The sequence below is a fragment of the Mesorhizobium atlanticum genome, assembly GCF_003289965.1.
Classification (GTDB): Bacteria; Pseudomonadota; Alphaproteobacteria; order Rhizobiales; family Rhizobiaceae; genus Mesorhizobium; species Mesorhizobium atlanticum.
This window is the reverse complement of the sequence record NZ_QMBQ01000002.1, coordinates 893,891-920,082: the sequence shown is the minus strand read 5'-3', so window position 1 is coordinate 920,082 and position 26,192 is coordinate 893,891. Positions and strand designations below refer to the sequence as shown.

The following is a 26,192-nucleotide window of genomic DNA, read 5'->3' as shown; positions in this document are numbered from 1 at the left end:
TTGAATAACAGAGCGATCCGAGGTGCGAACCGCTCGCCTCCCCTACTGCCTACTGCCTATTCCCTCACTTCACATACTGCAGCATCGGCTCCTTGCCGGCGTCGATCACGTCCTTGGTCAGCACCAGCGTCGGCACGGCGATGCTTTCCTCGACCTTCTCGCCGGCGAGCGCCTTCTTGACGTTCTCGACCGCCTGCTTGCCGACGAGATAGGGAAGCTGCGCGACGGAAGCGTTGAGCCGGCCTTCCTTGATCGACTTCACGGCATCGACATTGCCGTCGACGCCGATGATCGTCACCTGCGGCCCCTTGCCGGCCGCGTAAACCGACTCCACTGCGCCGAGTGCCATGCCGTCATTGGCGCAGAAGATGGCGACGAGATCGGGATGGGCGGTCAGCGTGTCGGTGGCGATCGAGGCGGCCTTGCCGCGATCCCAGTCGCCCGGCAGCGAGGCGACAATCTGGAGGCCCGGCGCCAGTTCCTTCAGCTTGTCGGCAAAGCCCTTGGCGCGCTTCTCGCCGGTGATGTTGCCGGAGAGGCCTTCGATCACCAGCACCGGACCCTTGGCGTCCTTGCCGAGCTTGGAGACGAGATATTCCGCGCCCTGCGCGCCGGCGGCGATATTGTCGGAGCCGATATGGAAGGTGACCTTGACGCCTTCCTTGTCGAGCACCGCCTGATCAAGATTGTTGTCGAGGTCGACGATCTTGATGCCGGCCTCCTGCGCCGACTTAAGACAAGGCAGGAGATTGGTCGAGTTGATGGCGGCGGTGATCATCGCCACCGGCTTGCGCTCCAGCATCGTGTTGCACAGGTTAAGCTGCGGCTCGGCCGCCTGGTCGCTCTCGGCCGCCTGCTGGAAATATTTCACCCCGGCTTCCTTGGCGCCGTCCGCGACGCCCTGCGCCATCGCGCCCCAGAACGGGTTGGCCAGCGTCTTCATCAGCACGCCATATTCGCCATCCTCCGCTTTAGCGATGCCGATGACCGAAAACGCCAGAACTACGCCCAATGCGAGCGTAAATCGATTTATCTTCAGGGTAAGCGATGTCATTCCAGTCCTCCTTCTGATCTGACGTGCCGGATGCCTTGGCCAGGCCGGCACCGTCCTTCCGTTGTCGACAATGGGGGCTATTGTCGGTCTCCTCCCCCGGAGTGCGGGCCGCTGCCTGGCGAGCCAACGGATTCCCGCTCCAACACCTGACAGGGTTCGAGCCGTGCCGTGGGCGGTCCCATGGCGCCCTCGACCCTGCGAAACAAAAGGTTCATCGCCTCGCTGGCGATCCGGTGCACCGGCTGCACCACGGCGGCGATCGCCGGCCATGTCACCTGCATCCATTCGGCGTCGTCGAAGCCGACCAGCGAGATATCGTCCGGGCAGTGCCAACCGCGCCGGCGGAATTCGGACAGCGCCACAAGCGTGCCCTTGAGCAGCAGCGAATAGACGGCGGTCGGCCGCTCGCCTCGCCCGAAATAATCGCGCAGCGACGATCTGAGCGGCTCGACGCTGACCTCCGAGGTGATCACGTCGATGCGGATGGACGGGTCGAGCGCCAGCGCCTGGGCGCGAAAACCCTCCAGGCGGGCACGCACGGTTGCCGCGCCTTCGGCGAGGCCGATGATCAGGATGTGCTTGTGGCCCTTGCCGACCAGCATCCGCGCAACCTCGGCGCTGGCGGCGGCGCTGTCGGCCGAAACGGTATCGAAAGCATCGTCGGACAAGACGCGGTCGATCAGCACGCCGGTCATGCCGTTGGCTTTCATGAAAGCAGCCGCCGGCCCGTGCTCGTTGCGCACAGGCGCCAGTACCACGCCGGCAACGCGCCAGTCATGCATGCGGGCCAGGATCTCCTTTTCGCGCGCTTCCGATTCACGGCTCGACGCCGCGACCAGCGTGTAGCCGCGCTGCTCGGCAAGGCCCTCCAGCTCGGTGACCATCTGGCCGAAGAACTCACTTTCGAATTCCGGCATGATGGCGCCGATGATGCGGCGCTTGGCGCGGCGCATGTCGGACGCCAAAGGATCGACGCGATAGCCCAGGCGTTCCACGGCATCGAAGACGCGCTGCGCGTTTTCAGGCTTCACCGTGGTGACGCCTGCCAGCACCTTGGAGACCGTGGCCGCGGACACGCCGGCATGGCTCGCCACGTCGTGGATCGACGCACGCCGCTGCTTGGCCTCCTGTTGCGCCATTGACCTCCTCCCGAGGGCAGGCAGCTGGTTTTACTGCCTCGCTACTCCAATCGATAAATCGATTTTTCGTCCTTGTAAATCGTTTCACCGGGAGTAAGACTGGAAAGATGCGATTGACGCGATCCAACCGCGTCCCGGGAGGAAAACATGTCCGACAACGCCTTGCCGCTGGTCATCAGCGCGCCGGAACCGCGCACGCTCGACCTGATCTTCACGCCGCCGCAACTGGCGCTGTTTCGCAAAAAATATCGCATCGTCGAGACAACGCCGGAAGGCGTCGCAAAGTTGCCCGCGAATGTGCTGGCCGAAGCGCGCTACATCGTTGGCCAGCCGCCCATCGCCTCGGAAACGCTGCAGAAAATGACAGCGCTGCGCTGCATCTTCAATGTCGAGACCAACCTGCTCAACAACATGCCTTATGAGACGCTGTTCGCGCGCGGCATTCATGTCGTCACCACCGGGTTGGTTTTTGCCGAGCCGGTGGCCGAGCTTGGCCTCGCCATGGCGCTCAATTTGGCCCGCAACATCGTCGACGCCGACCTTGCCTTCCGGCAGGGCAAGGAACTCTGGGGCGGCGACGGCAACCAGACGGCGCGGCTCCTCTCCGGCGCCGATGTCGGCATCATCGGCTTCGGCGACCTCGGCCGGGCCCTTAACCGCCTGCTGACCGGCTTCCGCACCCGCAGCAGGGTCTACGATCCGTGGCTGCCGCCGTCGATCCTGGTCGACAATGGTGTCGAGCCGGCCTCGCTGGACGAGGTGCTGTCGCAAAGCGATTTCGTCTTTGTCGTCGCTTCCGTCACCAGCGAGAACCAGGGTTTCCTCGACGCGGACTCTTTTGCCAAAATGCGCAAGGGCGCCGCCTTCATCCTGCTCAGCCGCGCCGGCGTCGTCGATTTCGACGCGTTGATGCAAGCGGTGAGGAGCGGCCACATCGTCGCCGCAAGCGACGTCTTTCCGGAAGAGCCGCTGGCCAAGGACCATCCCGTCCGCGCCCTCCCCGGCTTCCTGCGCTCGGCGCATCGCGCCGGCGCCCTCGACATCGCCTTCAAGCGCATGGGCGACATGGTTCTGGAAGACATGGACCTCGTCGACCGCGGCCTGCCGCCGCTGCGCTCCAAGCGTGCCGAACGCGAGACGGTGTCGCGCATGCGCTCCAAGCCGGTCGACAGGAACTGAGGCTGGCTCGCCTCACTGGCCAGCGCGCGCATGTTCGGAACCGGCTTGATCGTTCGCTTCCGCCGGCCCGAACTATGAGCGATCTTGATTTCGCCGCGGTTGCCGACTCGGTGCGGCAGCTGGCAGCCGAGTAAACCACCCCCCCTTGCGATTGCGGTCTCCGACAAATGCGACGTGATCGTTGACAAGGCGTCGTTCCGTCAATAAGTTCGGTGACAGAACGAATTAATCGAGGCGTATGTGAGCGACCTGCCGCGTATCTCCCGCCAATTCTCCCAACGCTCGGTCATGGAGGCGATCGTCCAGGGTGGGCCGATCTCGCGCGCCTCGATCTCGAAGCTCACCGGCCTGTCGAAGCAGACGATCTCCGAGATCGTGCGCGGGCTCGAGCAGGAAGGCTGGGTGCAGGAGACCGGCCGCACCAGCGGCCATGTCGGGCGCACCGCCGTCACCTACGAGCTCGTGCACGACGCCGCCTACATCATTGCCGTCGACCTGGGCGGCACCAAGGTGCGGGTGGCGCTGACCGACCTCGCCTGCCAGATTTTCGCGGAGGCAGCGACGCCGACCGATCCGCGCGGCGGCCAGTTCGTCATCGACCAGATCGCGGCGCTTGCCTTCCAGGCCGCCGCCCGCGAGCGCATCCCGCGCAAGAAGATCCGCCTTGCCGTGATCGGCGCGCCGGGCGCGCCCGACCCCGCGACCGGCCGCATCCTGCTTGCGCCCAACATTGCCGGCTTCGACGCCATGAATGTCCTCGACGCGTTCGAAAAAGCGCTCGGCGTCGCGGTGATGATCGAGAACGACGTCAATCTCGCCGTGCTTGGCGAGAATTGGCTGGGCCAGGGCCAGGGCATCGACAATCTCGCCTATATCGCGCTTGGCACCGGCGTCGGCAGCGGCCTGATGCTGGGCGGCCATCTGGTGCGCGGCGCCACCCATGCCGCGGGCGAAATCGGCTTCATGCCGATCGGCGCCGATCCGTTCGCGGCGGAATCGCTGCGCACCGGCGCATTCGAGCGAGCAGTGGCGACCCATGCGATAACCGAACGCTACAGGTCCCTGACCGGTACCCAGGTCGCGGTTCCCGCAATCTTCGAGAATGCGGCAGCCGGCGACAAGGGAGCGCTTGCCGTGCTCGATGAAACGGCGCGTTATCTGGCGCAGGGCATTGCGGCGATCGCCGCCGTCGCCAATCCCGAAAAGGTCATACTTGGCGGCTCGATCGGCCTCAGGCCGGAGATCCTCTCGCGCGTCAAGGCCCTGATGCCGCTGTGCTTCCCCTACCCCGTTACCGTCGAGGCCGGCGAGTTGGGCGCGCGCGCCGCGCTGATCGGCGCGGCCGCCATCGGTCTCGGCCAGTTGCACAACACGCTGTTCGGCGTCGACGCGCCGGACGGCCGCATTTCGCTTCCCACCGCCCAGGCGGCTGCCTTGAAGGAGGTCGTGCTGTGACCGCAGATATCGTGACCAGGCTGCGAGCCGCTCTCGATCACGACAAGGCGCTGGCGCTGTTCAGGGGCGCCATCGGCCGCGAAAGCATCACCGGCAACGAAGCGAATGTCGTCGACTTCCTCGAAACGAAAATGCGCGAGCTGCGGCTGAGCGGCCTGAGCCGCGCGGACTTCCTGCCCGGCAGGCCGAACATCTGGGGCGAGCGCAAGGGTGCCGGCGATGGCAAGCGCCTGCTCTTCATCGGCCACACCGACACCGTCCATGTCGACGGCTGGCGCGAGCACTGGGCCGGGACCGAGCGGGAAGACCCGTTCGCCGGACCCATCATCGACGGGGCGGTCTGGGGCCGCGGCTCCGGCGATTTAAAGGCCGGCATCACCGCTTCCCTGGCGGCGCTCTCGTTGCTCGACAAGGCCGGCATCCGCCTCAAGGGAGATGTGGCCTTCGCTTTCGTCGGCGACGAGGAGAGCGGCCAGCCCGGCACCGGCGTCTCCGCCGGCATCAAGCATTTCGTCGGCCGCATCGAGGCTGGCGAGGTCCCGGCGCCCGATTTCACCGTCTATGTCGAGCCGACGCGGCTCGCCGTCTACGCCGCGCAGATCGGCTTCTTCATCACCGACATCACGATCACCGGCAAGTCGGCCTATTTCGGCGTGCCGGAGCTCGGCAAGGACGCGTTGCGCGCCGCTCATGCCGCCATGACGGCGCTGTGGAAGCACTCGGATGAGGTGGCCGCCCGCGCCGAGCACAAGCTCACCGGGCGCGGCTTCCTGCTGATCACCGGCCTCACCGGCGGCGGCTACATCGCCGTGCCCGAGCGGTGCACGCTGTCGCTGATCCGCAAGCTCCTGCCGGGCGAGGACCTCGACACGGCGGCCGCGGAGATCGAGGCCGCGGTGCGCGGCGCCATCACCGATTCCGAGATCACGGTGGAGTTTTGCTATCCGGCCGGACGCGATCACAGGCTGGGCGGCACCGCCGCCGAGATCGACGAGACACGCGCCGAAGTCGCCATGCTTTCGCAATCGATGGCGGGTGCCATGGGCGGCCGCGGCGTGATCGAGGGCGCGCCCTTCTGGTCGGAATCGTCGTTCTTCGTCAACCGGCTCGGCATCCCCACCGTCTATTGCGCGCCGGGCGATATCCGCAACTGCCACACTTTCGAGGAGCACGTCGATGTCGAGGAATACCTCGCCGGCATCGTCGGCTTCGCAGCCTTCATGGCCCGCTATTGCGGCGTGGCCGACTGAACGACCAACGAAGCAGAAAATGGGAGACTAAAAACATGCTGATGAAGAAATGGATTGCCGCCGCCTTGGCCGGCGGATTGATGCTCGCCTACGGCGCGGCTCACGCGCAGACGGTCGGACCGCAGGGCGAGACCGCCACCCCGAGCTCCAGCCTGACGTTGAGCGACGCCGACATCGCGGCGCTGAAGGACAAGGGCTACAAGGCAGCCCTTCTGTGGCACACCTCTTCCGACTTCACCAATGCGGTGACCGCGGGCGCCACCGACGAGTTCGCCCGCGCCGGCATCTCGATCGCGGTCAAGACCGACGCGCAGTTCGACGCCGCCCGCCAGCGCAGCGACATCGAAACCGCCTTAGCCGCCAAGCCGAACGTCATCCTGGCATTGCCGCTCGACCCGGTCACCTCCGCCGAAGCGTTCCGCCAGGCGGTCAAGGACGGTGTCAAGCTGGTGTTCCTGTCGAACCTGCCCAAGGACTACAAGCAAGGCACAGACTATGCCTCGATCGTCACCGACGATCTCTACCAGATGGGCAAGCAGGCGGCCGACGCGATGGCCAAGGCCATCGGTGGCAAGGGCAAGGTGGGCTATATCTTCCACGATGCCAACTACTACGTCACCAACCAGCGCGACCAGTCCTTCAAGAAGACCATCGAGAAGGACTATCCCGACATCAAGATCGTCGCCGAACAGGGCATATCCGACCCGGCCCGGGCCGAGGAACTGGCCAATGCCATGCTGCTGCAGCATCCCGATCTCGACGGCATCTACGTGACCTGGGCCGAGCCGGCCGACGGCGTGCTTTCAGCGCTGCGCGGCGCCGGCAACACCCACACCAAGATCGTCACACTCGACCTTGCCGAGCCGGTCGCGCTCGACATGGTCAAGGGCGGCAACGTCGCCGCACTTGTGGCCGACAAGGCCTATGAGCTCGGCCGCGCCATGGCCGCCTCCGGCATCAAGTCGCTGCTTGGCCAGCAGACGCCCGCCTTCGTCGTCGCGCCGGCGCTGACGGTGACCAAGGAGAACGTCTCCCAGGGCTGGAAGGATTCACTCAACCGCGACGCGCCGCAGTCGGTGCTCGACGCGGCGAAGTGAAGCCGAGGTTCCGGCCCGGCTTGCCGGGCCGGAACTCTCTTATTGAACAAAAAGGGGAACGGATATGCGCAAAGCATTGAGCATCATCACTGTATTGGCGAGCCTATGCGCCGCCCATGCCTTCGCCGCCGAAGGCGTCACCACGGGCCCGAACGGTGAGAAGCCGGTTCCAGCGGCCTCGCTCACGCTGACAGCGGCGCAGGAGCAGCAGATCAAGGATGGCAAGTTCACCGCGGCTCTCGTCTGGCACGAGATGAGCGAATACACCAACGCCGTCAACGCGGGGGCGCGTGACGAATTCAAGCGTCTCGGCATCGAGGTGGTGGCGCAGACCGACGCCGGCTTCGACGCCGCCCGCCAGAAGGCCGATGTCGAGACGGTAATGGCCAAGAAGCCGTCGATCATCCTGTCGCTTCCGGTCGACCCTGCGACCGCGGCCTCCGTCTACGACCCGGCGCGCCAGGCCGGCGTCAAGCTCGGCTTCGTCGACAATTGCCCGGCCGGCTACAAGCAGGGCACGGATTACGTCGCCATCGTCTCCGACGACCTCTTCCAGATGGGCAACAAGGCCGGCATCGCCATGGCCGAAGCGCTCGGCAAGAAGGGCAAGGTCGGCTACATCTTCCACGACGCCGACTTCTACGTCACCAACCAGCGTGACGGCGCCTTCAAGAAGACCATCGAGCAGGACTATCCCGACATGAAGATCGCCGCCGAGGCCGGCATGGCCGACCCGGCGCGCTCAGAGGATATCGCGCAGGCGATGATCACCCAGCACCCGGACCTCGACGGCATCTATGTCACCTGGGCCGAGCCGGCTCTCAGCGTGCTCTCCACGCTGCGCGCCGCCGGCAACACGCACACCAAGATCGTCACGCTCGACCTCAACGAACCGGCCGCGCTCGACATGGTCAAAGGCGGCAACATCGCGGCGCTTGTCGCCGACGAGGCCTACTCGATCGGCGTGACGCTGGCCCGCGCCTCGGCGGGTTCCCTGGTCGGCCTGAAGGCCGAGCCTTTCTACGCGGTCGATTCCATCGCCGTCACCAAGGACACGGTGAAGGACGGCTGGAAGAAGTCGCTCAACAAGGACGTGCCCGCGACCATCGCGGACGCCATGAAGTAAACAGCATGGCAGGCTGCGAAGCGCAAACCATCGGAGATCGAACATGACCAGCGCCAACACCGGCACCGAGGTGGGCAGCTTCGCAAGCCGCTTCAATCTGCAGCAATATGTCGTCTATCTCGGCTTCCTGGCGATCTTCCTGTTCTTCGCCTTCATGTTGCGGGACAGTGGCTTCCTCACCGTCCGCAACCTCTCCAACATCGTGCTGCAGACGGCGCCGGTGACGATCATGGCGATCGGCCTCGTCTTCGTCATGTCGGCCGGCGAGATCGACCTTTCGATCGGCTCGATCGTGGCGGTATCGGCGCTCACCGCCGCCGTCACCATCGCCTCCTATGGGATGGCGGCAGGCATCGTCGCCGGCCTGGGCGCCGGCATCCTGATCGGCCTCATCAACGGCGCGCTGGTCGCCTATGTCAGGCTGCCGTCCTTCCTGGTGACGCTGGCGACCATGGGTCTGTTTGCCGGTGTCTCGCGCTCGATGACCGACCTGCGTTCGATCTCGGTCACCAACGAGGCCTTCACCGGCTTCTTCGGTTCGGGCTCGCTGCTCGGCGTGCCGTCGCTGATCTGGTGGACGGTGATTGCCATCGCCGTCGGCCACCTCATCTACCGCGAGACGCGCTTCGGCGCGCATGTGCTGGCGACCGGCGACAATGCCCGCGCGGCGAGCGTTTCGGGCATCAGCGTGCCCAAGATCAGGCTCGCCGTGCTCACCATCAGCGGCGGTCTCGCGGGGCTTGCGGGTCTGCTCTATGCCGGCCGCCTGCAGGCGGCGAAATACACGCTTGGTGAAACGGATCTGATGACGGTCATCGCCGCCGTCATCGTCGGCGGCACACTGCTCAATGGCGGCAAGGGCTCGATTGTCGGCGCCCTCGTCGGCTCGCTGATGATGGGCATGCTGAACAACGGGCTGATCCTGATGGGCCTTTCGGTCTCCGACCAGATGATCGTGCGCGGCCTGATCATCCTCACCGCCGTCGCCGTGTCGCTGCGCGACAAATCCCGCTGAAGGAATCATCCCATGTTTCTCGACGTTCTGCGCCGCCGCAACCCCGCCTTCATCGAAGCGGCGATCGGCCTTCACCAGCAGGGCAAGCTGCCGGCCAACGCCTATGTGCTCGATCTCGATACGGTCGAGCACAATGCAAAGATCCTCAAACAGGAAGCCGATCGGCTCGGCTTGAAGATCTTCGCCATGACCAAGCAGGTCGGGCGGTCCAGTTCCTTCTGCAAGGCGGTGATGCGCGGCGGCATCGAACGCGCTGTCGCCGTCGACATGGCCTGCGCGCGCGCCACCCACAAGGCCGGCATGAAGCTTGGCCATCTCGGCCATCTGCAGCAGATCGCGAAATTCGAGGCGGACGCGGCGGCGAGGACCTTCAAGCCGGACTACTGGACCGTCTTCAACGACACCAAGGCCGAGGAAGCGGGCATGGGCGCCAAGGCGGCCGGCTATGTCCAGGACCTGCTGGCCCGTATCGCCGCCGAGGGCGACATTTTCTACCGCGGCCATGAAGGCGGCTTCGACGCCCGCGAAATTGTCGCCGTCGCCGACCGGCTCGACGCCGTTCCAGGCGGCCGCTTCGCCGGCATCACCACCTTCCCTGCCCTGCTCTTCGACCATGCCGCGCGAAAGCTGTTGCCGACACCCAATCTGGCGACGCTGAGCAAGGCCGCCGAGGCGCTTGCCAAGGCCGGCCGCAAGGAGATCGAGATCAACGCGCCGGGCACCACGTCGAGCGTCATGCTGGCCGCGCTGGCGGAAGCCGGCGCCACGCAGTGCGAACCCGGCAACGGTCTGCACGGCACCACGGCGCTGCATGTCATGGAAGACCTGCCGGAACTGCCTGCCGTGCTCTATCTCACCGAAGTGTCGCATCTGTCTGGCGGCAAGGCCTACTGCTTCGGCGGCGGCTTCTATATCGATCCGATCTTCCCGGACTACGACGTCAAGGCGATCGTCTCGGCCGAGCCGACCACCGCCGCGTCGGCGCTCAAAAGCGTCGAAGTGCCGCCACCTTCGGCGATCGACTACTACGCCATGATCGACGCGTCCGGTGCCGGCGTGCCGAGGCCCGGCGACAGCGCCGTCTTCGGTTTCCGCGGCCAGGCCTTCGTCACCCGCGCCTATGTCGTCGGCGTCTCCGGCATCTCGAAGGGCAAGCCAGTGGTTGAAACGATCGAGAACGGGTTCGGCGAAGCCTATGCCTGGCCGGTTTAGAGCATGATCCCGAACCGAAGGACCGCGTCAGCGAAAAGTGGGAACCGGTTTTCGGACAAGACCATGCTCCAACGAAGGAGAATGCGATGAGCGCCCCCATCCTGCAGCTTCAGGACATCCGCAAAAATTTCGGCGGCCTCACCGCGATCGAGAATTTCTCGCTCGAGGTCTTTCCTGGCGAGATCGTCGCGCTTGTCGGCGACAACGGCGCCGGCAAATCGACGCTGGTCAAGATCATTTCCGGCGTGCACCCACCCTCCTCGGGCACGATCACGATCGAGGGCAAGCCGGTGACGATGTCGAACGCGACGATGGGGCGCGCGCACGGCATTGAGGTGGTCTACCAGGATCTCGCTTTGGCCGACCAGCAGACGGTCTACATGAACATGTTCCTCGGCCGAGAGCCGCTGAACCGCTTCGGCCTGCTCGACCGCCGCCGCATGATCGACGAGACGGAGAAGCTGGTGAAGGAGCTCGACGTGCGCATCCCTTCCGCGCACGCCACCATCCGCGACCTTTCCGGCGGTCAGCGCCAGGGAGTCGCGATCGCCAGGGCGACGCACTGGGCAAGCAAGCTGATCCTGCTCGACGAGCCGACAGCCGCGCTCGGCGTCGCCGAGACGGCCAAGGTGGAAGCGATCGTTCAGTCGCTCGAGCAGCGTAATGTCGGCATCCTGATCATCAGCCACAGCCTCGACCAGGTGTTCAAGCTGTCGGACCGCATCTGCGTCCTGAGGCGCGGCAAGCAGATCGGCGTGCGCGAGACCAAAAAGACCGACAAGAACGAGATCATCGCCATGATCACGGGCCTGCAGCAGCAGTAGCTGTGGAGCAGCTGGCCGGTCTAGGCAACGAGATTGCGGCTGGACGCCTGCGCGGCAGGCTCGACGAAATTGGCTTCGAGCCAGGCGATCGCGCTGGCGACATCTTCAATTGCGAAGCGGGCCGCCGTCTCGCCCTGCGGCTTGACGCGGATCGAGATTCCGCCCGCGGCATTGACCGTCTCGAAGCCGTTCTCGTCGGACGTATCGTCGCCGAGGAACACCGGACGCCTGCCGGTGAAAGGATCGAGCTGCATGAACCGCCGGATCGCGGCGCCCTTGGCGGCTTCGAGCGGCATCAGCTCGACCCCCGCATTGCCGGCGATCACGCGGTAGCCCTTCGGCAGGCGCTCAAGCGCAGCCTCGACCAGCTCCGTCGCCCGCGCCAGAAGCTGCGGCGCTGCTCTCGTATGGATCGCGAGCACCGGCCCCTTGCGTTCGACATAGACGGCCTGGCTTGCCAACTCCAGTTCGATCTCGTCGGCAAGTGCGGCCATATCCGCCGGCTCGTCGGCGGCCTCGATCGGTCCGTCCGGCACAAGTCGGTGCTCCAGCCCGTAGAGGCCGGCAATCCGGAGTTTCAAGGGGGCGAACAGATGGTCGACGGCCGCGATCGAGCGCCCGGTGATGAAGGCGAGCGCACCGTCCAACCGCCGCTCGATTGTCTGCAGAAGAACGCGCAATTCCTCGCTGACCAAGACGGCGTCGGGATGCGCCGCGTGCTCCAGCAAAGTGCCGTCGATGTCGAGGAAAAGCGCCCACCGGCCTTCTGGAAGCGGCGGGGTGAGGTCTGCCTGGATGTTCATCGGAATCCGACTGCCTGTTTGCGTTCGAACATGGAAACGACATTGTCTCCGGTGAGGCCTGTGGGCCGCTCGTATAAGGCCGTGACCCGATCCAGGTCGCCCCGCTTCCTCAGCCGCGCCGCGTCGAGCAGCATGCTGCCGGCCCAGCGATAGACATTGTTGTCGCGCACGATCTCGCGCATGCGCCGCATGCGCTCATGCTGCTCGTCCGGCCCCATGGTCAGCGCCTGCAGCATCGCCTCGCTCATCATCGCCGCATCGTAAGGGTTGACGATCAGAGCCTCCAGCAACTCGCGCGAGGCACCGGCGAAGGTGCTGAGCAAAAGCACGCCCTGCTCGTCGTCGCGCGACGCGACGAACTCCTTGGCGACCAGGTTCATGCCGTCATGCAGGCTGGTGACAAGGCAGATGTCGGCGGCGCGATAGAGTTCATAGACCGCGGCTTGCGAATGGTGCTCTGCCACCATGACGACCGGCCGATAGGACTCGCTGCCATAGCGCTGGTTGATCTCCTCGGCACAGCGCAGGCATTCCTCATGCAGATGCTTGTATGCCGGCAGCGTGCCCCGGCTAGGCGCCGCGATCTGCAGGAACACAACGTTGCCCACCATTTCCGGATGACGGATGAACAGCTCCTCCAGCGCGTGGAAGCGATCGAGGATGCCCTTGGTGTAGTCGAGACGCTCGACGCCGACGCACAGCTTGGCGCTGGCTGGAATCCTGAACCGTTTGCGAACGCGTACCCGGCATTCCTCGACACTGGGCAAGGATTTCAAGAGCTCGACCGGCCATTCGATCGAGATCGGATAGGAATGCACCAGCGTCACCTGGCCGCCATAGGAAATGGCGGCATCGGCACGCTCGATACGGCTTTCCATGAAGCGGTCGACGCTCTCGGTGAAGTTGTTGGCATGGAACTGGGTGTGGAAGCCGACGATCGAGCTGCCGAGCAAGCCGTCCAGTATGCGCTCGCGCCACGGGCAGATGCTGAACACTTCCGAATTCGGCCAGGGGATATGCCAGAAGGTGATGACGATCGCCTCGGGCAGACGCTCGCGGATCATGCGCGGCAGAAGCGCGAAGTGATAGTCCTGGACAAGCACGATCGGTCGCTCGTTGCGAGCCTCGGCAACCACCGTGTCGGCAAACTTGCGGTTGACGGCTTCATAGGCCTCCCAGTCCGACTCGCGAAAAATCGGCCGTGTGAAGGCGATATGGCAGAGCGGCCACAAGCCTTCATTGGCAAAGCCGAGATAGTAGCCTTGATATTCCTCGTCGCTCAACCAGACACGACGCAGCGTGTAGGAGGGATGGCCAGGCGGCACCTGCACGCGGTCGTGTTCGTCGACCACCGTCCGGTCGGCGCTGCCACCGCCATAGGCGATCCAGGTGCCCGCGCAGGCGCGTGTTATCGGCTCCAGCGCGGAAACCAGGCCGCTCGCCGGCACCACCAATTCGACCTCGCCGTCATTGGTCTCGTTGTGGATATACGGCTCGCGATTGGAGACCACGATGACCTGCGCATCCGGCAGGTCCTCGGCAAGGATCTTGCGCAGGGTATCGGGCGACCAGCTAACGAGAGCCGCATCGACCGACTGTCCGTTCTTCTCGAATTCGCGCAGCACCTTGCGCGCGCCTTCGGTGGCGGAGTCGTCGCCGGAAGCCGGCACAGCCAACGCTCTTGGATGATTGCGACGGTACCGAGATATCGAAATGAAAATCGCTAGTGCGGACAGTCCAAGGCTTGCGAGAATAAGGACCAGTAGCAGGTCGACGCCGTATTGTGTCATTGAAGTGCCAGGTTGCCTCCGGCCGTCCGTTCATTGTTTTCGTTCGTGCCGGCCGCGGACGGGCAGACCGGCTTAGGTCTGCAACGCACGAACCAGCGATCAGTTCCGACACTTTTCGATTGTTGGACGTGGGCTTGCAGCGCTTTGTTTACGTGCGAACGATAAGCGGTACCTGCCCCTCGTGGCGGTCGGACAGGAAAGCGACGACGCGGTCGCCGACGCGCTGGAAGGTTAGATCGACCGCCTTGTCCCCGACGCTGAGATGCCGAAGCGTCAGCATGTCGATACCGATCGGAAGCCTTGGTCGAGTGACATGCAATTCGCCCTCCCAGCCATCAATCTCCAGGCCCAGGCACGCCTGCATCAGCATGAAGGTGGAACCTGCCGACCAGGCCTGCGGCAGGCAGGCGACGGGATAAGCGATCGGCGCCTCGCCGGGCGCGCGGGTGAAGCCGCAGAACAGTTCCGGCAGCCGCATGTTGAAATGCACGGCCGACTCGAATGTGCCGCTCATCAGCCGCACCACGCTGTCGCGTTCGCCGTAGCGCGCCAGGCCGACCCCGCAGAGCGCCGTATCGTGCGGCCAGATCGAGCCGTTGTGGTAGGACATCGGGTTGAAGAACACCGCGTCGTCGGCGAGCGTGCGCAGTCCCCAGCCTGAATGGAATGAGGCGGAGAGCAGTTGGTCGGCGACGAGCTTCGCCCGCTCGGGCTGTGGCAGCCCGACGAAAAGCAGGTGTCCGGCGTTTGTCGTTCGCACCTTGCACGGCTGGCCCTCGCCATCGATGGCCAGAGCGTAGAAATTCATGTCGTCCTGCCAAAAATCCCGTTCCACCGCGACCCGCATTTCCTCGGCGCGGTTATCCCAGTGCTCGGCGTCGGCGAATTCGCCGCGGCGGCGCGCCAGCGCCGCCAGGCCCCGAAAGGCGGCAAAGACATAGCCCTGCACCTCGACCAGCGCGATCGGCCCTTTTGGAATGCGGCCGTCGGCGTGGAACACCGAATCGAAACTGTCCTTCCAGCCCTGGTTGGCCAGACCAGACTCGGCGGCGCGCTGGTAGGTGACGAAGCCGGTGGCGCGGCTCGCCTCCTCCGTCCATTCGGCGGCGGCCTTGAGCGAAGGCCAAAGCTTGTCGATGAAGGCCATGTCGCCGGTGCGGTCGGCATAGGCGGAAGCGAGATGAATATAGAGCGGCGTGGTGTCGACGCCGCCATAGTAGCGCCCGAACGGAAGCTCGCGCAGCGCTGCCATTTCGCCCTTGCGCGTCTCATGCATGATCTTGCCCGGCTGGGAATCCGAAAAGGGCGACGTTTCCGTCGCCTGGTGCTCGGCCAGAAATGCCAGCACGCCGCGCGCCAGGCCCGGATTGAGCCAAAGCATCTGCAGGCTGGAGATCACCCCGTCGCGGCCGAACGCCGTCGAGAACCACGGAATGCCGGCATAGGGATAAGGTCCCGTCGAAAGCTCGGTGGTGAGCAGTGCAACGTCGGCGCGAGCGCGCTCGACCCAGTCGTTGAAGACGCGGCCCGAGCTGTGCACCGTGGCGCCATGCCTGCGCTTGGCGCGCATGCCGAAGCGCGCCCGCGCCGCAGCCGCGCGGAAGCGGTCGCGGTCGGGCGCATCGGCGACCTCGGGACCGACTTCGACATAGAGCACTTTCTGGCTGCGCTTGGTCACCGCGATGAGGAAATCGGCGCGATTGTCGCTCAGCTGATCTGGCGCCTGCGAAAAGGAGATTGCGGAAAGCCGCGGCAGGCCGTCGAGGCCATCATAGCCGAGCAGCACCGAGGTCTTGTCGGTCTTGGCGACATGTATCGTGCCGCGCTTCACCCGCGTCGAGCCGCGCACCTCGAACATGTCGCGAAAATCGGCGGCGAAATGCAGCGAGGCGGTGATCGTCGAATGCTCGCGGCTGTAGTTGGACAGCGTGATCCGCTCGAACAGCCTGTCCTGCCAGATCAGCCTCACGCGTTCGATATGGATCGCGCCCTGCGGGATGTCGCGACCAGCGGCGCTCTGGATCGGCAGGTTGGTCAGGTTGGACGTGAACAGCACATTGTCCTGGCTGAGCGAAGCGCCGAGCAGCGACATCTGCCTGCCGCCGATGGTCAGCCGGAATTCGGAGAGCACGCGCGTGTCGTCGCGAAAGAAGCCGTCGCCCGCCCCTCTGATGTCGCCATAGGCGTCGGCGACCGCGAAGCAATCCCCCTGCTTGAGGGCAAAAAGCCGGTGCGGTTCGCGCGGCGCGGTCTCGTCGAGTGAAGAAAGGGCTACGGCAGGATCGAGCTTGCGCTCGTCGAGCTCCGTCATTCGTCACCTCTTCGTTTTGCCCCGCCCTAGAGCATGATGCCGAAAAGTGTGAAGCGGTTTTCGGGCGACATTATGCTCTATCTCTTTGATTTGGAGCCGGATTCAGATTTCACGTCGAACGGACCTGAAATCATCCGGCTCCAGGCATCAAGGTCAGGAGGCTTTGGCCTCCGGCATGCCGGTCAGACGCATATAGGCAGCAACATAGTCGCCAGCCATTCTTGCCGCCGAGAACCTTTTCTCGAACACCGCCCTCACCTGCCGCCGGTCCAGCTCGAGAAGCGCGGGCATCGACTCGACTGCAGCGTCCACACTGTCCACGACGAAGCCGGTGATGCCGTCGTCGACGATTTCCGGCAAGGCGCCCTGGTCCCAGGCGATCACCGGCGTGCCGCAGGCCATGGCCTCGATCGCGACGAGGCCAAACGGCTCCGGCCAGTCGATTGGGAACAGCAGGCCTGCCGCATTGCCGAGGAATTCGGCCTTCTCGTCCTCGGTGATCTCGCCGACATAGTCGATGCGGTCGCCGTCGATGAGCGTCTCGATGTTGTCGCGGAAATATGCGCGGTCGTCGTCACCGATCTTGGCTGCCAGCTTCAGCTTCAACCCGGACCGTCGCGCGATCTCGATGGCGCGGTCCGGCCGCTTGTCGCGCGACAGGCGCCCGAGGAAGGCGAGGTATGGTTCTTCCGCCCGCGGCTCATAAGTCGGTTGATAGGCATCGAGCGGCAATCCGTGATGGATCGTGGCGAGCCAATTCGCGTCCGGCAAACCGCGCTTCTGGCTGTGCGAAATCGAGATCATCGGGAAACGCGGAAAGCGCTTATAGGCCGGCGCCAGATCCACGTAGTCGAGCCGGCCATGCGGCGTCGTCACCGTCCGCCCTGCGATCTCTTCGAAGAAAGGAAAATGCAGGAAGTGGCTGAGATGGAAATGGATGACGTCGAACTCTTGGGCGCGCGCGCGCACATCGGCGAGCATGGCTAGATGCGCGGCGATCTCCGATTTCTTTGGCCGCGGGTCGAGGCGTATGGCCTGGTCACGCGCGGATACCAGCCGCACCGAGGTCTTGCTGTCGCCACTCGCGAACAGCGTCACATCGTGGCCGAGCCCGACCAGCGCTTCGGTGATGTAGAAGACGATCCGCTCGGTCCCGCCATAGAGTTTCGGCGGCACCGATTCATAGAGCGGCGCGACATGGGCAATGCGCATCGGGTCCCTCGGCTGCTGACGGGAAGCAGAATGCGTCAGCCGCCAGATCGTTCCTGCCCAATTGGTGGAGGTGCCGTTGGCCACCGATTTTGTCGCGCCACACTTCGCCCAGGTGATCGCGCCGGGCGACCCGTATTTCCAGAAATGTCGACCCCTCGGCTGGCCCAAGCTTCGGACTGCCGAGCGCCAAGCCCGTATAATTAAATCAACTTGAGTTTCTGAAGTGACATTCTAGAGTTTCGGGACTGGCAATGACCGCATGACCCTCAAGAAAGCCATCTCCGGCACCAACCTCGAGCAGGCGAAATCCCACAACCGGCGTGTGGTGATCGAAGCGATCCGCACCAACGGCGCGCTTTCGCGCGCCGCCATCGCGAGGCTGACGGCGCTGTCCTCGCAGACCATCTCCAACATCGTCGAGGAACTGGAAGAAGCCGGACTGCTGCGGCCTGAGGCAACGCTCAAGGGCGCGCGCGGCCAGCCTGCCGTCCCCTATTCCATCAACCCCGATGGCGGCTATTCTATCGGTCTCCAGCTCGATCACCAGCTTGCCGTCGGCGTCGTCAGCGATCTCTCAGGCACGATGCGCGCTCGCATCGAGAGAAATGTCGACCGTCCCACGCCCGCCGAGGCGATGCCGCTGCTCGCCGCGATCTGCGACGACCTGATTGCAAACTGCCGGCTGGACCGGAAAAAGCTGCTCGGCATCGGCATGGCGATGCCCGGGCCGTTCGGCGTCGAAGGCATGACGTCGGTCGGCCCGACTGCCCTGCCCGGCTGGCAGGGCTTTCCGGTGGCCGACGAACTGGAACGGCTGACCGGTATCGCCGTCACCGTCGAGAACGACGCCACCGCGGCGGCAATAGGCGAGCGGCTCTATGGCGTCGCCCGCAACCTTGGCAGCTTCGTCTATCTCTTCATCGGCACGGGCCTTGGCGCCGGGCTTTTCCTCGACGGCCATCTCTACAAGGGCAGCCGCCACAACGCCGGCGAGATCGGCCACATCATCGTCAGGCCTGGCGGCCTGGCCTGCGGCTGCGGTAAGCGCGGCTGCCTGGAGCGCTATGTCTCGCTGCGTGCGGCCTATGACAAGCTTGACCTGCCGGATCCCGACCACGCCTCCCCCGCCCTGCTGGAAGAGCTCCTGGCGGACGGCGACAGCCGTTTCGAGGCCTGGCTCGCCGAGGCGGTCGAGCCATTGCGGCAGGCGATCGACATCCTGGAAATGGCGCTCGATCCCGAAACCGTCGTGCTCGGCGGCTTCATGCCGCTGCCGGTGATCGAGGCACTGGCCGGCCGGCTGGAACCGCTCCATCTCTCGGTGAGCTCGACCAGCGCCCGTACCACGCCGCGAGTCCTGGTCGGCGCCGCGGGCAAGGATACCTCCGTGCTCGGCGCCGCGGCCTTGCCGATCTTCTCCGAAACCAACCCGCAATTCGACGTCCTTCAGAAGCCGGTAGCCTGACACATGGCAATCCGGCCGGTCATTAAATTTCCCGATCCGCTCCTCCACTCTGTCGCGGATCGCGTGGAGCTTTTCGACAGCGATCTGCGCAACCTGGCCGGCGACCTCATCGACACCATGCACGCGGCGCCCGGGATCGGCATAACCGCCCCGCATATCGGCATCTTGAAACGCCTAGTCGTGATCCAGGTGCCTCCTGCCGCAAGGCCGGCGATCTATGTGAATCCGGCGATTGTCGAGGCCTCGACCGAAACGATCCGCCATACGGAAGGCAGCGTTTCGATGCCCGGTGTCACCGAAGAGGTTGAGCGGCACGCCCGCGTACGGGTTCGCTACCAGGATCTCGAAGGCAAAGAGCAGTTCGAAGATGCCGAAGGCCTGCTGGCGGTTTGCCACCAACACGAGATCGATCAGCTGGACGGCCTCTTCTGGATACACAGGCTATCGCGCCTGAAGCGCGAGCGCCTGATCAAACGCTACGGCAAGCTGACGCGGTCATGATGCCGCATCATTGTGGCCGTCGCGCAGTCTCCTATGGACGACTTCACCCAAGGCGGCGCGCATGCCATCTCAGATGATCGTCCATGAAGGTCGAAATGAAATTGTAGGAGTGGTCGTAGCCTTCCCGCATGTTGAGGGTGAGGTCGATCCTTGCCTTCTTGCAGGCTTCTTCCAGCAGCCATGGCCGAAGGCCCTCCTCCAGGAAACCGTCCGCCGTGCCCTGGTCGACCAGGAATTCCGCAAACCGCCTGCCGTCCTCGATCAGCAGCGTCGCGTCATAGGTGCGCCAGCTCTTCTCGTCCGGTCCGAGATATTTTTCGAACGCCGGGCGCGACCAGCCGGCCGTGGAGGGTTGCACGATCGGCGCGAAAGCCGAGCAGCTTTTGAACCGCTCAGGATTCTGCAGCGCGATCGTCAGCGCGCCATGCCCGCCCATCGAATGGCCGAAGATGGCCTGGCGCGACATGTCGACGGGAAAATTGGCGGCAACGAGCGCCGGCAATTCCTCGGCGATGTAGGAATACATCCGGTAGTTCTTCGTATAAGGCTCTTGCGTCGCATCGAGGTAGAAGCCGGCGCCGCAGCCGAATTGCCAATTGTCCTTCTCGTCCGGAACGTCCGGTCCACGCGGACTGGTGTCGGGACATACGACGACGAGCCCAAGCTCGGATGCCAGGCGCCGGTACTCGCCTTTGTCCATGACGTTGGCGTGCGTGCAGGTCAGGCCCGACAGATACCAGACGACCGGCAGCGGCCGGTCCTTGGCCTGCGGTGGCACGAACACCGCGAAGGTCATGTCGCAGGCGCAGACCTCCGAAACGTGTGAATAGACGCCCTGGATGCCGCCATGCGATCTGGAGGTGGAAACGACCTTCATCGGCTGCCTCTTGTCTGGAAAATCCCGGACCGGCATAGCCGCCGGCTAGGGCTCGCGCAACCTCGCGTTTCGCAAAGCTGGACGGATGGCCAACGGAGTCGTGCCGGTGCCGGTCAACCCGACGGAGCGATCAAGTCCGGGCCAATCTCTTGGAAACTCGGCACCCCGGAAAGCTTCAGACCCGTCGCGATCTCGTCGAGCAAAATATCCAGCACCTGCTCGACACCGGCCTGTCCCATCACCGCGCCGAACAGGGCGGCGCGGCCGACGGCGGAGGCTATCGCGCCACGCGCTTTTGCCTTGATGACGTCCATGCCCGTGCGGATGCCGGAATCGATCAGGACCGGAACCCCATCGCCAACGGCTGCATGCACGGGCCCGATGGCGTCGATGCTCGCGACCGCGCCGTCGAGCTGGCGGCCGCCATGGTTGGACACCCAGATCCCGTCCGCGCCCTCCTCGATCAATCTCGCGGCATCGTCCAGATGCAGGACGCCCTTGACGATCAGCGGTCCTTTCCACCAGTGGCGGATCGTCCGGAAGTCGTCCCAGTCGAAACCCGCATGGAGGTTGCGGCCGACGCGCGCCGCGATCGTGAGCCCGGCGCTGGTGTCGCCGAGATAGCCACGGACATTCTCGAATTGCGGCAAGCCGCCGCGAAGCAGGCGAAACGACCATCCCGGATGCGCGATCCCTTCGATCATGTGTCGCAGCGAAGGCCTGAGCGGAATCGAAATTCCGTTCCTGAGATCCTTCTCCCGCTTGCCGCCCGTCTGCAGGTCGACGGTGACGACGAGCGCCGAATAGCCAAACTCTTCCGCCTGCCGCACCAGCCGGCGATTGAAATCGAAATCCTTCAGCACATAGAGCTGGAACCAGAGCGGGCCCTCGACCGCCCTTGCCATCCACTCGATGCCGGTCGTCGCCATGGTCGACAGCGTGTAGGGAATGCCGCGCGCCGCCGCCGCTTTGGCGATCGCGATGTCGGCGCCAGGCCGCACTAGCGCGCAGGAACCCATCGGGCTAATCACCAGCGGCGTCGGATGGGTCTTGGACCATAGCGTCGTGGTCAGGTCCGGCCGGGATACGTCGGTCAGAACACGCGGCAGCAGCCGGATGCGTTCGAAGCCGGCACGGTTGTCGCGCAAGGTCAGTTCCTGGCCCGCCCCGCCATCCACGAATTCGAAGACCGATTTCGGCAGCCGGCTGCGCGCCTGCTGGCGAAAATCCTCCACCGAAACGCAGCGATCGAGCCGCCCCATCGCCTCAGGCCGCGAGCCGGTCGCAGACGTTCCCGGTGATCTCGGCGGTCGATGATTTTCCCTTCAGATCTGCGCTGAGCAGCCCATTCGCTAGGCAAGCCTCCGTCACGCGACGGATCTGTTCGGCGGCCCGCGGCAGCCTTTCGTCGCCATGTCCGCGGCCGAGCCAGTCGAGCATGGCCGCCGCCGACAGGATCGTCCCGTAGGGATTGGCGATCCCCTTGCCGGCAATATCCGGCGCCGATCCGTGCGCCGCCTGGAAGAAGCCATTCGCGTCGCCGACCTCCGCCGACGGCGCCATGCCCATTCCGCCGACCGTCGCCGCCGCCAGGTCCGACAAAATGTCGCCGAACATGTTCTCGCTGACGATGACGTTGAAATGGCCGGGCTTCAGCACGAGGTGCATGGCCATGGCGTCGATCAGCGCATGTTCCGTCGCGATGTCGGGATAGTCTTTCGCCACCTCGTCGAAGACGGAGCGGAAAAACGCATAGCTGCGCAGCACATTGGCCTTGTCGCAGCAGGTCACCCGCCGCACGCCGTCGCGCGGCGCGCCGCTCGACTGGCGCGCCAGCTCGAAGGCCTTGCGCACGATCCGCTCGATGCCGGCGCGCGTCTGCACGAGCGTGTCGACCGCCACCTCGCCGCGCAGCAGCGCCCCTGCCCCGCGCGCGGCGTAAAGCCCTTCGCTGTTCTCGCGCAGGATGACATAGTCGATGTCGCCGGCCTTCACCCCGGCGAGCGGGCTCGTCACCCCTTCGAAGAGCCTGATCGGGCGGATGTTGGCGTAGAGGTCGAGCTCGAAACGGAGCCTCAGCGTGAAGTCGAGCCCGGCCTCCGTGCCGTCCGGATAGACCACGCCCGGCAGGCCGCCGGCGCCGTGCAGGATCGCATCCGCCGCGCGGCAGGCTTCGAAGGTCGGCTGGGGAAAGCTCTGCCCCGTCTTCAGAAAATGCTCGGCGCCGGCCGGATATTCGGTGAAGCGCAAGGGGCAGCCCGGCCCGAGTGCTGCCTTCACCACCTCAACGGCAGCAGCGCACACTTCGGGGCCGATGCCGTCGCCGTGCACGACCGCGATCTGGTAGACATCCTTCATCGCCAATCCCTCAGGAACCGCAAATATTCAGATGCATTTGCCGCCGTCGACATTGAGGTCGACGCCGGTGATCATGCTGGCTTCGTCGGAGCACAGGAACGCCGCGGCGTTGCCCATGTCCTGCGGCGTCGACAGCCGGCCGATCGGAATGGTGGCGACGACGCGGGCACGGTTTTCCTCGCCGGAGCCGATGAAGGTGGACAGAAGCGGCGTGTCGCCGGCGACCGGGTTGATCGCGTTGACGCGGATGCCGAAAGGCGCGAGTTCCACGGCCATGGCGCGGGTGGCGGCGATCGCCCAGCCCTTCGAGGCGTTGTACCAGGTGAGGTTCGGGCGCGGCGAGACACCGCCCGTGGAAGCGACATTGAGGATGGCGCCGGATTTGATCGATTTGAAATGCGGCACCACGGCCCGGGCGCCATTGTAGATCGAGCGCATATTGACGTTGGCGATGCGGTCGAACAGGCCTTCGTCCATCGTCTCGAGCGGCAACGGCGGCTGCGCGACGCCGGCATTGTTGACCAGTATGTCGAGCCCGCCGAAGGCCGAGCGCGCTAGGTCGGCGGCCGCGACAAAGCTCTCCAGCGTCGAGACGTCGCCCGTGATCGGCCGCACCTTGTCGCCGGCCTCGCCAGCAACACGCGAAGCCGCGGCTTCGTCACGGTCCATCAGCACGACCGATGCGCCTTCCTCGACGAATCTCCTGACGATGCCTTCGCCAAATCCCGACCCGCCACCGGTGATGATGGCGATCTTGCCAGCAAGTCTCATATCTGTTCCTCCGTTGCCGGCACCATCGGGGAAGACGCGCGCGTTGCACAGTCCAATTATCTGAACGCCCTTTTAGCTTTCCTTGTTTGAGGTCGCCCGAGGCGGGAGTAATAGTCGCGTCGGAATTCGTGAGGAGGAGACGATGACGCTGAACTTCGACCCGAGGGCGAAGGCCACGACACTCTACCATGGCGAATTCCGGCCGATGTTCATCGGCGGCAAGTGGGTCGCGGCGCAGTCCGGCGAGGTCATGCAGGCGCTGAACCCGGCGACCGGCGAGGTGCTGGCGACTGTGCCGCGCGGCGGAGTCGCGGATATCGACGCGGCGGTGGCCGCTGCGCGGGCCGCGTTCGAGGGGCCTTGGTCCAAGTTTTCGCCCTACGAGCGGCAATGCGTGCTGCTCAGGATCGCCGACCTCTTCGAAAAACATTGGGAAGAGCTCAGCGTTTCCGACACGCTCGACATGGGGCTGCCGATCACGCGCACGCTCGCCAATCGGCGCCGGGTCATCGGCATGCTGCGTTTCTATGGCGGCATGGCGACAGCGCTGCATGGCGAGGCGATCGACAATTCGATCCCCGGCGAGATCGTCACCTTCACCCGGCGCGAGCCCATCGGCGTCGTCGGCGCGATCATTCCCTGGAATGCGCCGACCGCCGCCTCGATCTGGAAGATCGCGCCGGCTCTCGCCACCGGCTGCACCATCGTGCTGAAGCCGTCTGAGGATGCGTCGCTGACGCCGCTCCTGATCGCGAAGCTGATGCAGGAAGCCGGCGTGCCCGACGGCGTCGTCAACATCGTCACCGGGACCGGCGCCGAGGCCGGCGCGCGGCTGGCCGAACACCCGGACGTGAACAAGATCGTCTTCACCGGCTCGACGTTGACCGGCCAGGCGATCGCCCGGGCTGGTGTGACCAACCTCAAGCGCGTCTCGCTGGAGCTCGGCGGCAAGTCGCCGATCATCGTCTGCCGCGATGCCGACATCGACAAAGCCGTGCCGGTCGCGGCGATGGCGGTGTTCGTGCACTCCGGCCAGATCTGCATTGCCGGCTCGCGTCTGTTCGTGGCGCGCGAGATCCATGACGAATTCGTGCGCCAGGTCGCCGACTTCGCCGGCAAGCTGCGCATCGGCCACGGCATTGAGGCTGAGACCGAGATCGGGCCGCTGATCAACGCCAGGCAGGCCGGCAAGGTGGAAGGCTACATCAAGGCCGGCAGCGACGAAGGCGCCAAGCTTGTTGCCGGCGGCTCGAGGCTGACGGGCGCGCTTTATGACGGCGGCAACTTCATCGCGCCGACCGTCTTCGGCGCGGTCTCGGACAAGATGACGATCGCGCGCGAAGAAATCTTCGGGCCGGTGATCTCGGCAATGCCCTTCGACACGCTGGACGAGGCCGTCGCGCGCGCCAACGCGACGCCCTATGGCCTGGCGGCAGGCATCTTCACCACCAATCTCGGCACCGCGCACAAGCTGGCGCGCCGCGTCAAGGCCGGCTCGGTCTGGGTCAACATGTACCACGCCATCGATCCGGCCGTGCCGTTCGGCGGCATGAAGATGTCCGGCTATGGCCGCGAAGGCGGCGTCGAGCACCTGCACGAATATCTGGAGACCAAGGCGGTCTGGATCCAGACAGATTGATATTCAGGTGAGGCCGGCCTGACCTGAAGCTCGACGTAGCCCGGCACCGGTTAGAGCAATTCCAGGAAAAGTGTGAGCGGTTTTCCGTCCGGAATTGCTTCAAAAACAAAGAGTTAGAGCGGTTCGCCGTTTCCGTGAAACGTTGAAACGTCTAAGTCAGTGAGCCAGCTCGCGCAGATTGGTGCGGATAAGGTTCATCAACTGTTCGGAAAACGAGTGGTGCACGTAGCCGCGCGCGGTGATGATGCCGACGGCGCGGTGGGCGTCGCGATGGTCGATCGGCACTACCCGCATGCGCTCGTCATTGCGCGAGATGGCGATGCCGGGCACGACGCAGACGCCCAGCCCCGACGACACAAGCGCGACCGCCGTCTGCGCGCTTTCGACCTCGTATTGCGGCTTGAGCTCGATCCCTTCCGCCGTCGTCAGCCGGTCGAGCAGGCCGCGCACCGCCGTCTTGCGGTTGAGCAGGATCAGCGGGAAGCGCTTGAGGTCGGACAGATTGAGCTTCTTCTCGCCGCCATAGGTCTCCACCGGGATACAGGCCATCAGCGGATCGTCGAGGATCGACTCGAACTGGAAGTCGTTGAGGTTCGGCAGTTCGGGCCCGATGTAGAACTCGACCTCCTGCTGCTGCAACAGCGCAAGCGCTGCCTGCGGCGGGGTCTCGATGACCTCGACGATCGAGCGCGGATAGCGCAATTTGAACGTCGCCAATATGTCGCCCAGCCGGCTCGCCGCCAACGTCGGCGCGCAGGCGATCTGCACCTTGCCCTTGCGCCGCGCGGCGATCTCGGTCAGCCGGTCGAGGCTGGTCTGCACCTGCGACATCGCATTGGCGATCTCCTCGAACAGCACCTGGCCTTCCGGCGTCAGGCTGGCGCGCTGCGCGGTGCGGATGAAGAGCGAGATGCCTATCTGCTCCTCGAGGTCGCGTATCTGCATGGAGACGGCGGACGGCGAACGGTTGCTCTCTTCGGCCGCGCGCCGGAAGCTGCCGTTTTCGGCGGCCAGCAGGAACGTCTGCAGAAGTTTGAGGTTGATGCTGGACATGTCCGCTCGGGCAGGTGATCTGAACCTCCTGACCTATTCAGACGCGGAAGTGTTTGCAAGG

At 64.8% G+C, this 26,192-nt stretch carries 22 protein-coding genes; 11 read left to right on the top strand and 11 right to left on the bottom strand.

The genetic code is table 11. The features are described 5' to 3' along the window. Nucleotides 1–64 precede the first annotated feature (64 nt). Complete coding sequence (locus DPM35_RS09445; RefSeq protein WP_245431481.1) at nt 65–1,054, bottom strand: sugar ABC transporter substrate-binding protein; 990 nt, start codon at nt 1,052–1,054, stop codon at nt 65–67. A gap of 77 nt (nt 1,055–1,131) precedes the next feature. Then, nucleotides 1,132–2,193, bottom strand: coding sequence for a LacI family DNA-binding transcriptional regulator (locus DPM35_RS09440; protein WP_112126975.1), 1,062 nt, complete (start codon nt 2,191–2,193; stop codon nt 1,132–1,134). A 147-nt stretch (nt 2,194–2,340) separates the two neighbouring features. Between DPM35_RS09440 and DPM35_RS09435 the strand changes: the two genes are divergently transcribed. From DPM35_RS09435 to DPM35_RS09400, 8 genes are all read left to right on the top strand, one after another. Next, on the top strand, nt 2,341–3,372 hold the full coding sequence (locus DPM35_RS09435; RefSeq protein ID WP_112126974.1) for a hydroxyacid dehydrogenase: 1,032 nt from the start codon (nt 2,341–2,343) through the stop codon (nt 3,370–3,372). A 240-nt stretch (nt 3,373–3,612) separates the two neighbouring features. Next, entirely contained in the window at nt 3,613–4,827 is a 1,215-nt protein-coding gene (locus DPM35_RS09430; RefSeq protein ID WP_112126973.1) for an ROK family transcriptional regulator, read from the top strand. After that, nucleotides 4,824–6,077 (top strand): M20 family metallopeptidase, encoded by a 1,254-nt coding sequence (locus DPM35_RS09425; RefSeq protein WP_112126972.1) that lies wholly within the window; start codon nt 4,824–4,826, stop codon nt 6,075–6,077. The genes DPM35_RS09430 and DPM35_RS09425 overlap by 4 nt, the downstream gene beginning before the upstream one ends. Before the next feature lie 35 nt (nt 6,078–6,112). Then, nucleotides 6,113–7,174 carry a substrate-binding domain-containing protein gene (locus DPM35_RS09420; protein WP_112126971.1) on the top strand — a complete coding sequence of 354 codons (1,062 nt, stop codon included), beginning with the start codon at nt 6,113–6,115 and terminating at the stop codon, nt 7,172–7,174. A gap of 64 nt (nt 7,175–7,238) precedes the next feature. Further along, nucleotides 7,239–8,300, top strand: coding sequence for a substrate-binding domain-containing protein (locus tag DPM35_RS09415; RefSeq protein WP_112126970.1), 1,062 nt, complete (start codon nt 7,239–7,241; stop codon nt 8,298–8,300). Nucleotides 8,301–8,343: 43 nt separating this feature from the next. Next, a complete protein-coding gene (locus DPM35_RS09410) occupies nt 8,344–9,315 on the top strand; it encodes an ABC transporter permease (protein ID WP_112126969.1) in 972 nt (323 codons plus the stop codon). Nucleotides 9,316–9,327: 12 nt separating this feature from the next. Beyond that, nucleotides 9,328–10,527 carry an alanine racemase gene (locus DPM35_RS09405; protein WP_112126968.1) on the top strand — a complete coding sequence of 400 codons (1,200 nt, stop codon included), beginning with the start codon at nt 9,328–9,330 and terminating at the stop codon, nt 10,525–10,527. Nucleotides 10,528–10,613: 86 nt separating this feature from the next. Then, nucleotides 10,614–11,351 carry an ATP-binding cassette domain-containing protein gene (locus DPM35_RS09400; RefSeq protein ID WP_112126967.1) on the top strand — a complete coding sequence of 246 codons (738 nt, stop codon included), beginning with the start codon at nt 10,614–10,616 and terminating at the stop codon, nt 11,349–11,351. Nucleotides 11,352–11,371: 20 nt separating this feature from the next. On the opposite strand, the gene otsB is transcribed toward DPM35_RS09400, so the two are convergent. The 4 genes from otsB to DPM35_RS09380 form a co-directional block, all read right to left on the bottom strand. Beyond that, nucleotides 11,372–12,154 (bottom strand): trehalose-phosphatase, encoded by a 783-nt coding sequence (gene otsB, locus DPM35_RS09395; protein ID WP_112126966.1) that lies wholly within the window; start codon nt 12,152–12,154, stop codon nt 11,372–11,374. Beyond that, nucleotides 12,151–13,944, bottom strand: a complete 1,794-nt coding sequence (locus DPM35_RS09390) for an alpha,alpha-trehalose-phosphate synthase (UDP-forming) (RefSeq protein WP_112126965.1) — start codon at nt 13,942–13,944, stop codon at nt 12,151–12,153. Before DPM35_RS09390 ends, otsB begins: the two co-directional genes overlap by 4 nt. A 148-nt stretch (nt 13,945–14,092) precedes the next feature. After that, nucleotides 14,093–16,255 carry an amylo-alpha-1,6-glucosidase gene (locus DPM35_RS09385; protein ID WP_112126964.1) on the bottom strand — a complete coding sequence of 721 codons (2,163 nt, stop codon included), beginning with the start codon at nt 16,253–16,255 and terminating at the stop codon, nt 14,093–14,095. A 153-nt stretch (nt 16,256–16,408) separates the two neighbouring features. Next, complete coding sequence (locus tag DPM35_RS09380; RefSeq protein ID WP_112126963.1) at nt 16,409–17,467, bottom strand: glycosyltransferase family 4 protein; 1,059 nt, start codon at nt 17,465–17,467, stop codon at nt 16,409–16,411. 259 nt (nt 17,468–17,726) lie between these two features. Between DPM35_RS09380 and DPM35_RS09375 the strand changes: the two genes are divergently transcribed. Together DPM35_RS09375 and DPM35_RS09370 are read left to right on the top strand one after the other, a co-directional pair. Then, the gene (locus DPM35_RS09375) at nt 17,727–18,932 is read left to right on the top strand and encodes an ROK family transcriptional regulator (protein WP_112126962.1); all 1,206 of its coding nucleotides are present in this window, start codon (nt 17,727–17,729) and stop codon (nt 18,930–18,932) included. A gap of 3 nt (nt 18,933–18,935) precedes the next feature. Next, nucleotides 18,936–19,433 (top strand): peptide deformylase, encoded by a 498-nt coding sequence (locus DPM35_RS09370; RefSeq protein WP_112126961.1) that lies wholly within the window; start codon nt 18,936–18,938, stop codon nt 19,431–19,433. Between the two features lie 43 nt (nt 19,434–19,476). On the opposite strand, the gene fghA is transcribed toward DPM35_RS09370, so the two are convergent. The 4 genes from fghA to DPM35_RS09350 all read right to left on the bottom strand — a co-directional run bounded on the left by fghA (nt 19,477) and on the right by DPM35_RS09350 (nt 23,439). Then, the gene (fghA, locus tag DPM35_RS09365) at nt 19,477–20,310 is read right to left on the bottom strand and encodes an S-formylglutathione hydrolase (RefSeq protein WP_112126960.1); all 834 of its coding nucleotides are present in this window, start codon (nt 20,308–20,310) and stop codon (nt 19,477–19,479) included. A 113-nt stretch (nt 20,311–20,423) separates the two neighbouring features. Next, the gene (locus DPM35_RS09360) at nt 20,424–21,572 is read right to left on the bottom strand and encodes an alpha-hydroxy acid oxidase (RefSeq protein ID WP_112126959.1); all 1,149 of its coding nucleotides are present in this window, start codon (nt 21,570–21,572) and stop codon (nt 20,424–20,426) included. A gap of 4 nt (nt 21,573–21,576) precedes the next feature. Next, nucleotides 21,577–22,668, bottom strand: coding sequence for an isocitrate/isopropylmalate dehydrogenase family protein (locus tag DPM35_RS09355; RefSeq protein WP_112126958.1), 1,092 nt, complete (start codon nt 22,666–22,668; stop codon nt 21,577–21,579). 27 nt (nt 22,669–22,695) lie between these two features. After that, entirely contained in the window at nt 22,696–23,439 is a 744-nt protein-coding gene (locus DPM35_RS09350; protein WP_112126957.1) for a glucose 1-dehydrogenase, read from the bottom strand. 142 nt (nt 23,440–23,581) lie between these two features. Here DPM35_RS09350 and DPM35_RS09345 point away from each other — a divergent pair, with 142 nt between their 5' ends. Further along, nucleotides 23,582–25,078, top strand: coding sequence for an aldehyde dehydrogenase family protein (locus tag DPM35_RS09345; protein ID WP_112126956.1), 1,497 nt, complete (start codon nt 23,582–23,584; stop codon nt 25,076–25,078). 156 nt (nt 25,079–25,234) lie between these two features. On the opposite strand, the gene DPM35_RS09340 is transcribed toward DPM35_RS09345, so the two are convergent. Further along, nucleotides 25,235–26,131 carry a LysR family transcriptional regulator gene (locus DPM35_RS09340; protein WP_112126955.1) on the bottom strand — a complete coding sequence of 299 codons (897 nt, stop codon included), beginning with the start codon at nt 26,129–26,131 and terminating at the stop codon, nt 25,235–25,237. Between the last annotated feature and the right edge of the window lie 61 nt (nt 26,132–26,192).

Excerpts from the sequence above, each read along its gene's own strand:
- fghA (WP_112126960.1), bottom strand. The coding sequence starts at position 20,310 with ATGAAGGTCGTTTCCACCTCCAGATCGCATGGCGGCATCCAGGGCGTC.
- DPM35_RS09400 (WP_112126967.1), top strand. The coding sequence starts at position 10,614 with ATGAGCGCCCCCATCCTGCAGCTTCAGGACATCCGCAAAAATTTCGGC.
- DPM35_RS09375 (WP_112126962.1), top strand. The coding sequence starts at position 17,727 with ATGACCCTCAAGAAAGCCATCTCCGGCACCAACCTCGAGCAGGCGAAA.
- DPM35_RS09390 (WP_112126965.1), bottom strand. The coding sequence starts at position 13,944 with ATGACACAATACGGCGTCGACCTGCTACTGGTCCTTATTCTCGCAAGC.
- DPM35_RS09445 (WP_245431481.1), bottom strand. The coding sequence starts at position 1,054 with ATGACATCGCTTACCCTGAAGATAAATCGATTTACGCTCGCATTGGGC.
- DPM35_RS09420 (WP_112126971.1), top strand. The coding sequence starts at position 6,113 with ATGCTGATGAAGAAATGGATTGCCGCCGCCTTGGCCGGCGGATTGATG.
- DPM35_RS09345 (WP_112126956.1), top strand. The coding sequence starts at position 23,582 with ATGACGCTGAACTTCGACCCGAGGGCGAAGGCCACGACACTCTACCAT.
- DPM35_RS09340 (WP_112126955.1), bottom strand. The coding sequence starts at position 26,131 with ATGTCCAGCATCAACCTCAAACTTCTGCAGACGTTCCTGCTGGCCGCC.
- DPM35_RS09360 (WP_112126959.1), bottom strand. The coding sequence starts at position 21,572 with ATGGGGCGGCTCGATCGCTGCGTTTCGGTGGAGGATTTTCGCCAGCAG.
- otsB (WP_112126966.1), bottom strand. The coding sequence starts at position 12,154 with ATGAACATCCAGGCAGACCTCACCCCGCCGCTTCCAGAAGGCCGGTGG.
- DPM35_RS09415 (WP_112126970.1), top strand. The coding sequence starts at position 7,239 with ATGCGCAAAGCATTGAGCATCATCACTGTATTGGCGAGCCTATGCGCC.
- DPM35_RS09405 (WP_112126968.1), top strand. The coding sequence starts at position 9,328 with ATGTTTCTCGACGTTCTGCGCCGCCGCAACCCCGCCTTCATCGAAGCG.
- DPM35_RS09385 (WP_112126964.1), bottom strand. The coding sequence starts at position 16,255 with ATGACGGAGCTCGACGAGCGCAAGCTCGATCCTGCCGTAGCCCTTTCT.
- DPM35_RS09370 (WP_112126961.1), top strand. The coding sequence starts at position 18,936 with ATGGCAATCCGGCCGGTCATTAAATTTCCCGATCCGCTCCTCCACTCT.
- DPM35_RS09380 (WP_112126963.1), bottom strand. The coding sequence starts at position 17,467 with ATGCGCATTGCCCATGTCGCGCCGCTCTATGAATCGGTGCCGCCGAAA.
- DPM35_RS09350 (WP_112126957.1), bottom strand. The coding sequence starts at position 23,439 with ATGAGACTTGCTGGCAAGATCGCCATCATCACCGGTGGCGGGTCGGGA.
- DPM35_RS09410 (WP_112126969.1), top strand. The coding sequence starts at position 8,344 with ATGACCAGCGCCAACACCGGCACCGAGGTGGGCAGCTTCGCAAGCCGC.
- DPM35_RS09440 (WP_112126975.1), bottom strand. The coding sequence starts at position 2,193 with ATGGCGCAACAGGAGGCCAAGCAGCGGCGTGCGTCGATCCACGACGTG.
- DPM35_RS09355 (WP_112126958.1), bottom strand. The coding sequence starts at position 22,668 with ATGAAGGATGTCTACCAGATCGCGGTCGTGCACGGCGACGGCATCGGC.
- DPM35_RS09435 (WP_112126974.1), top strand. The coding sequence starts at position 2,341 with ATGTCCGACAACGCCTTGCCGCTGGTCATCAGCGCGCCGGAACCGCGC.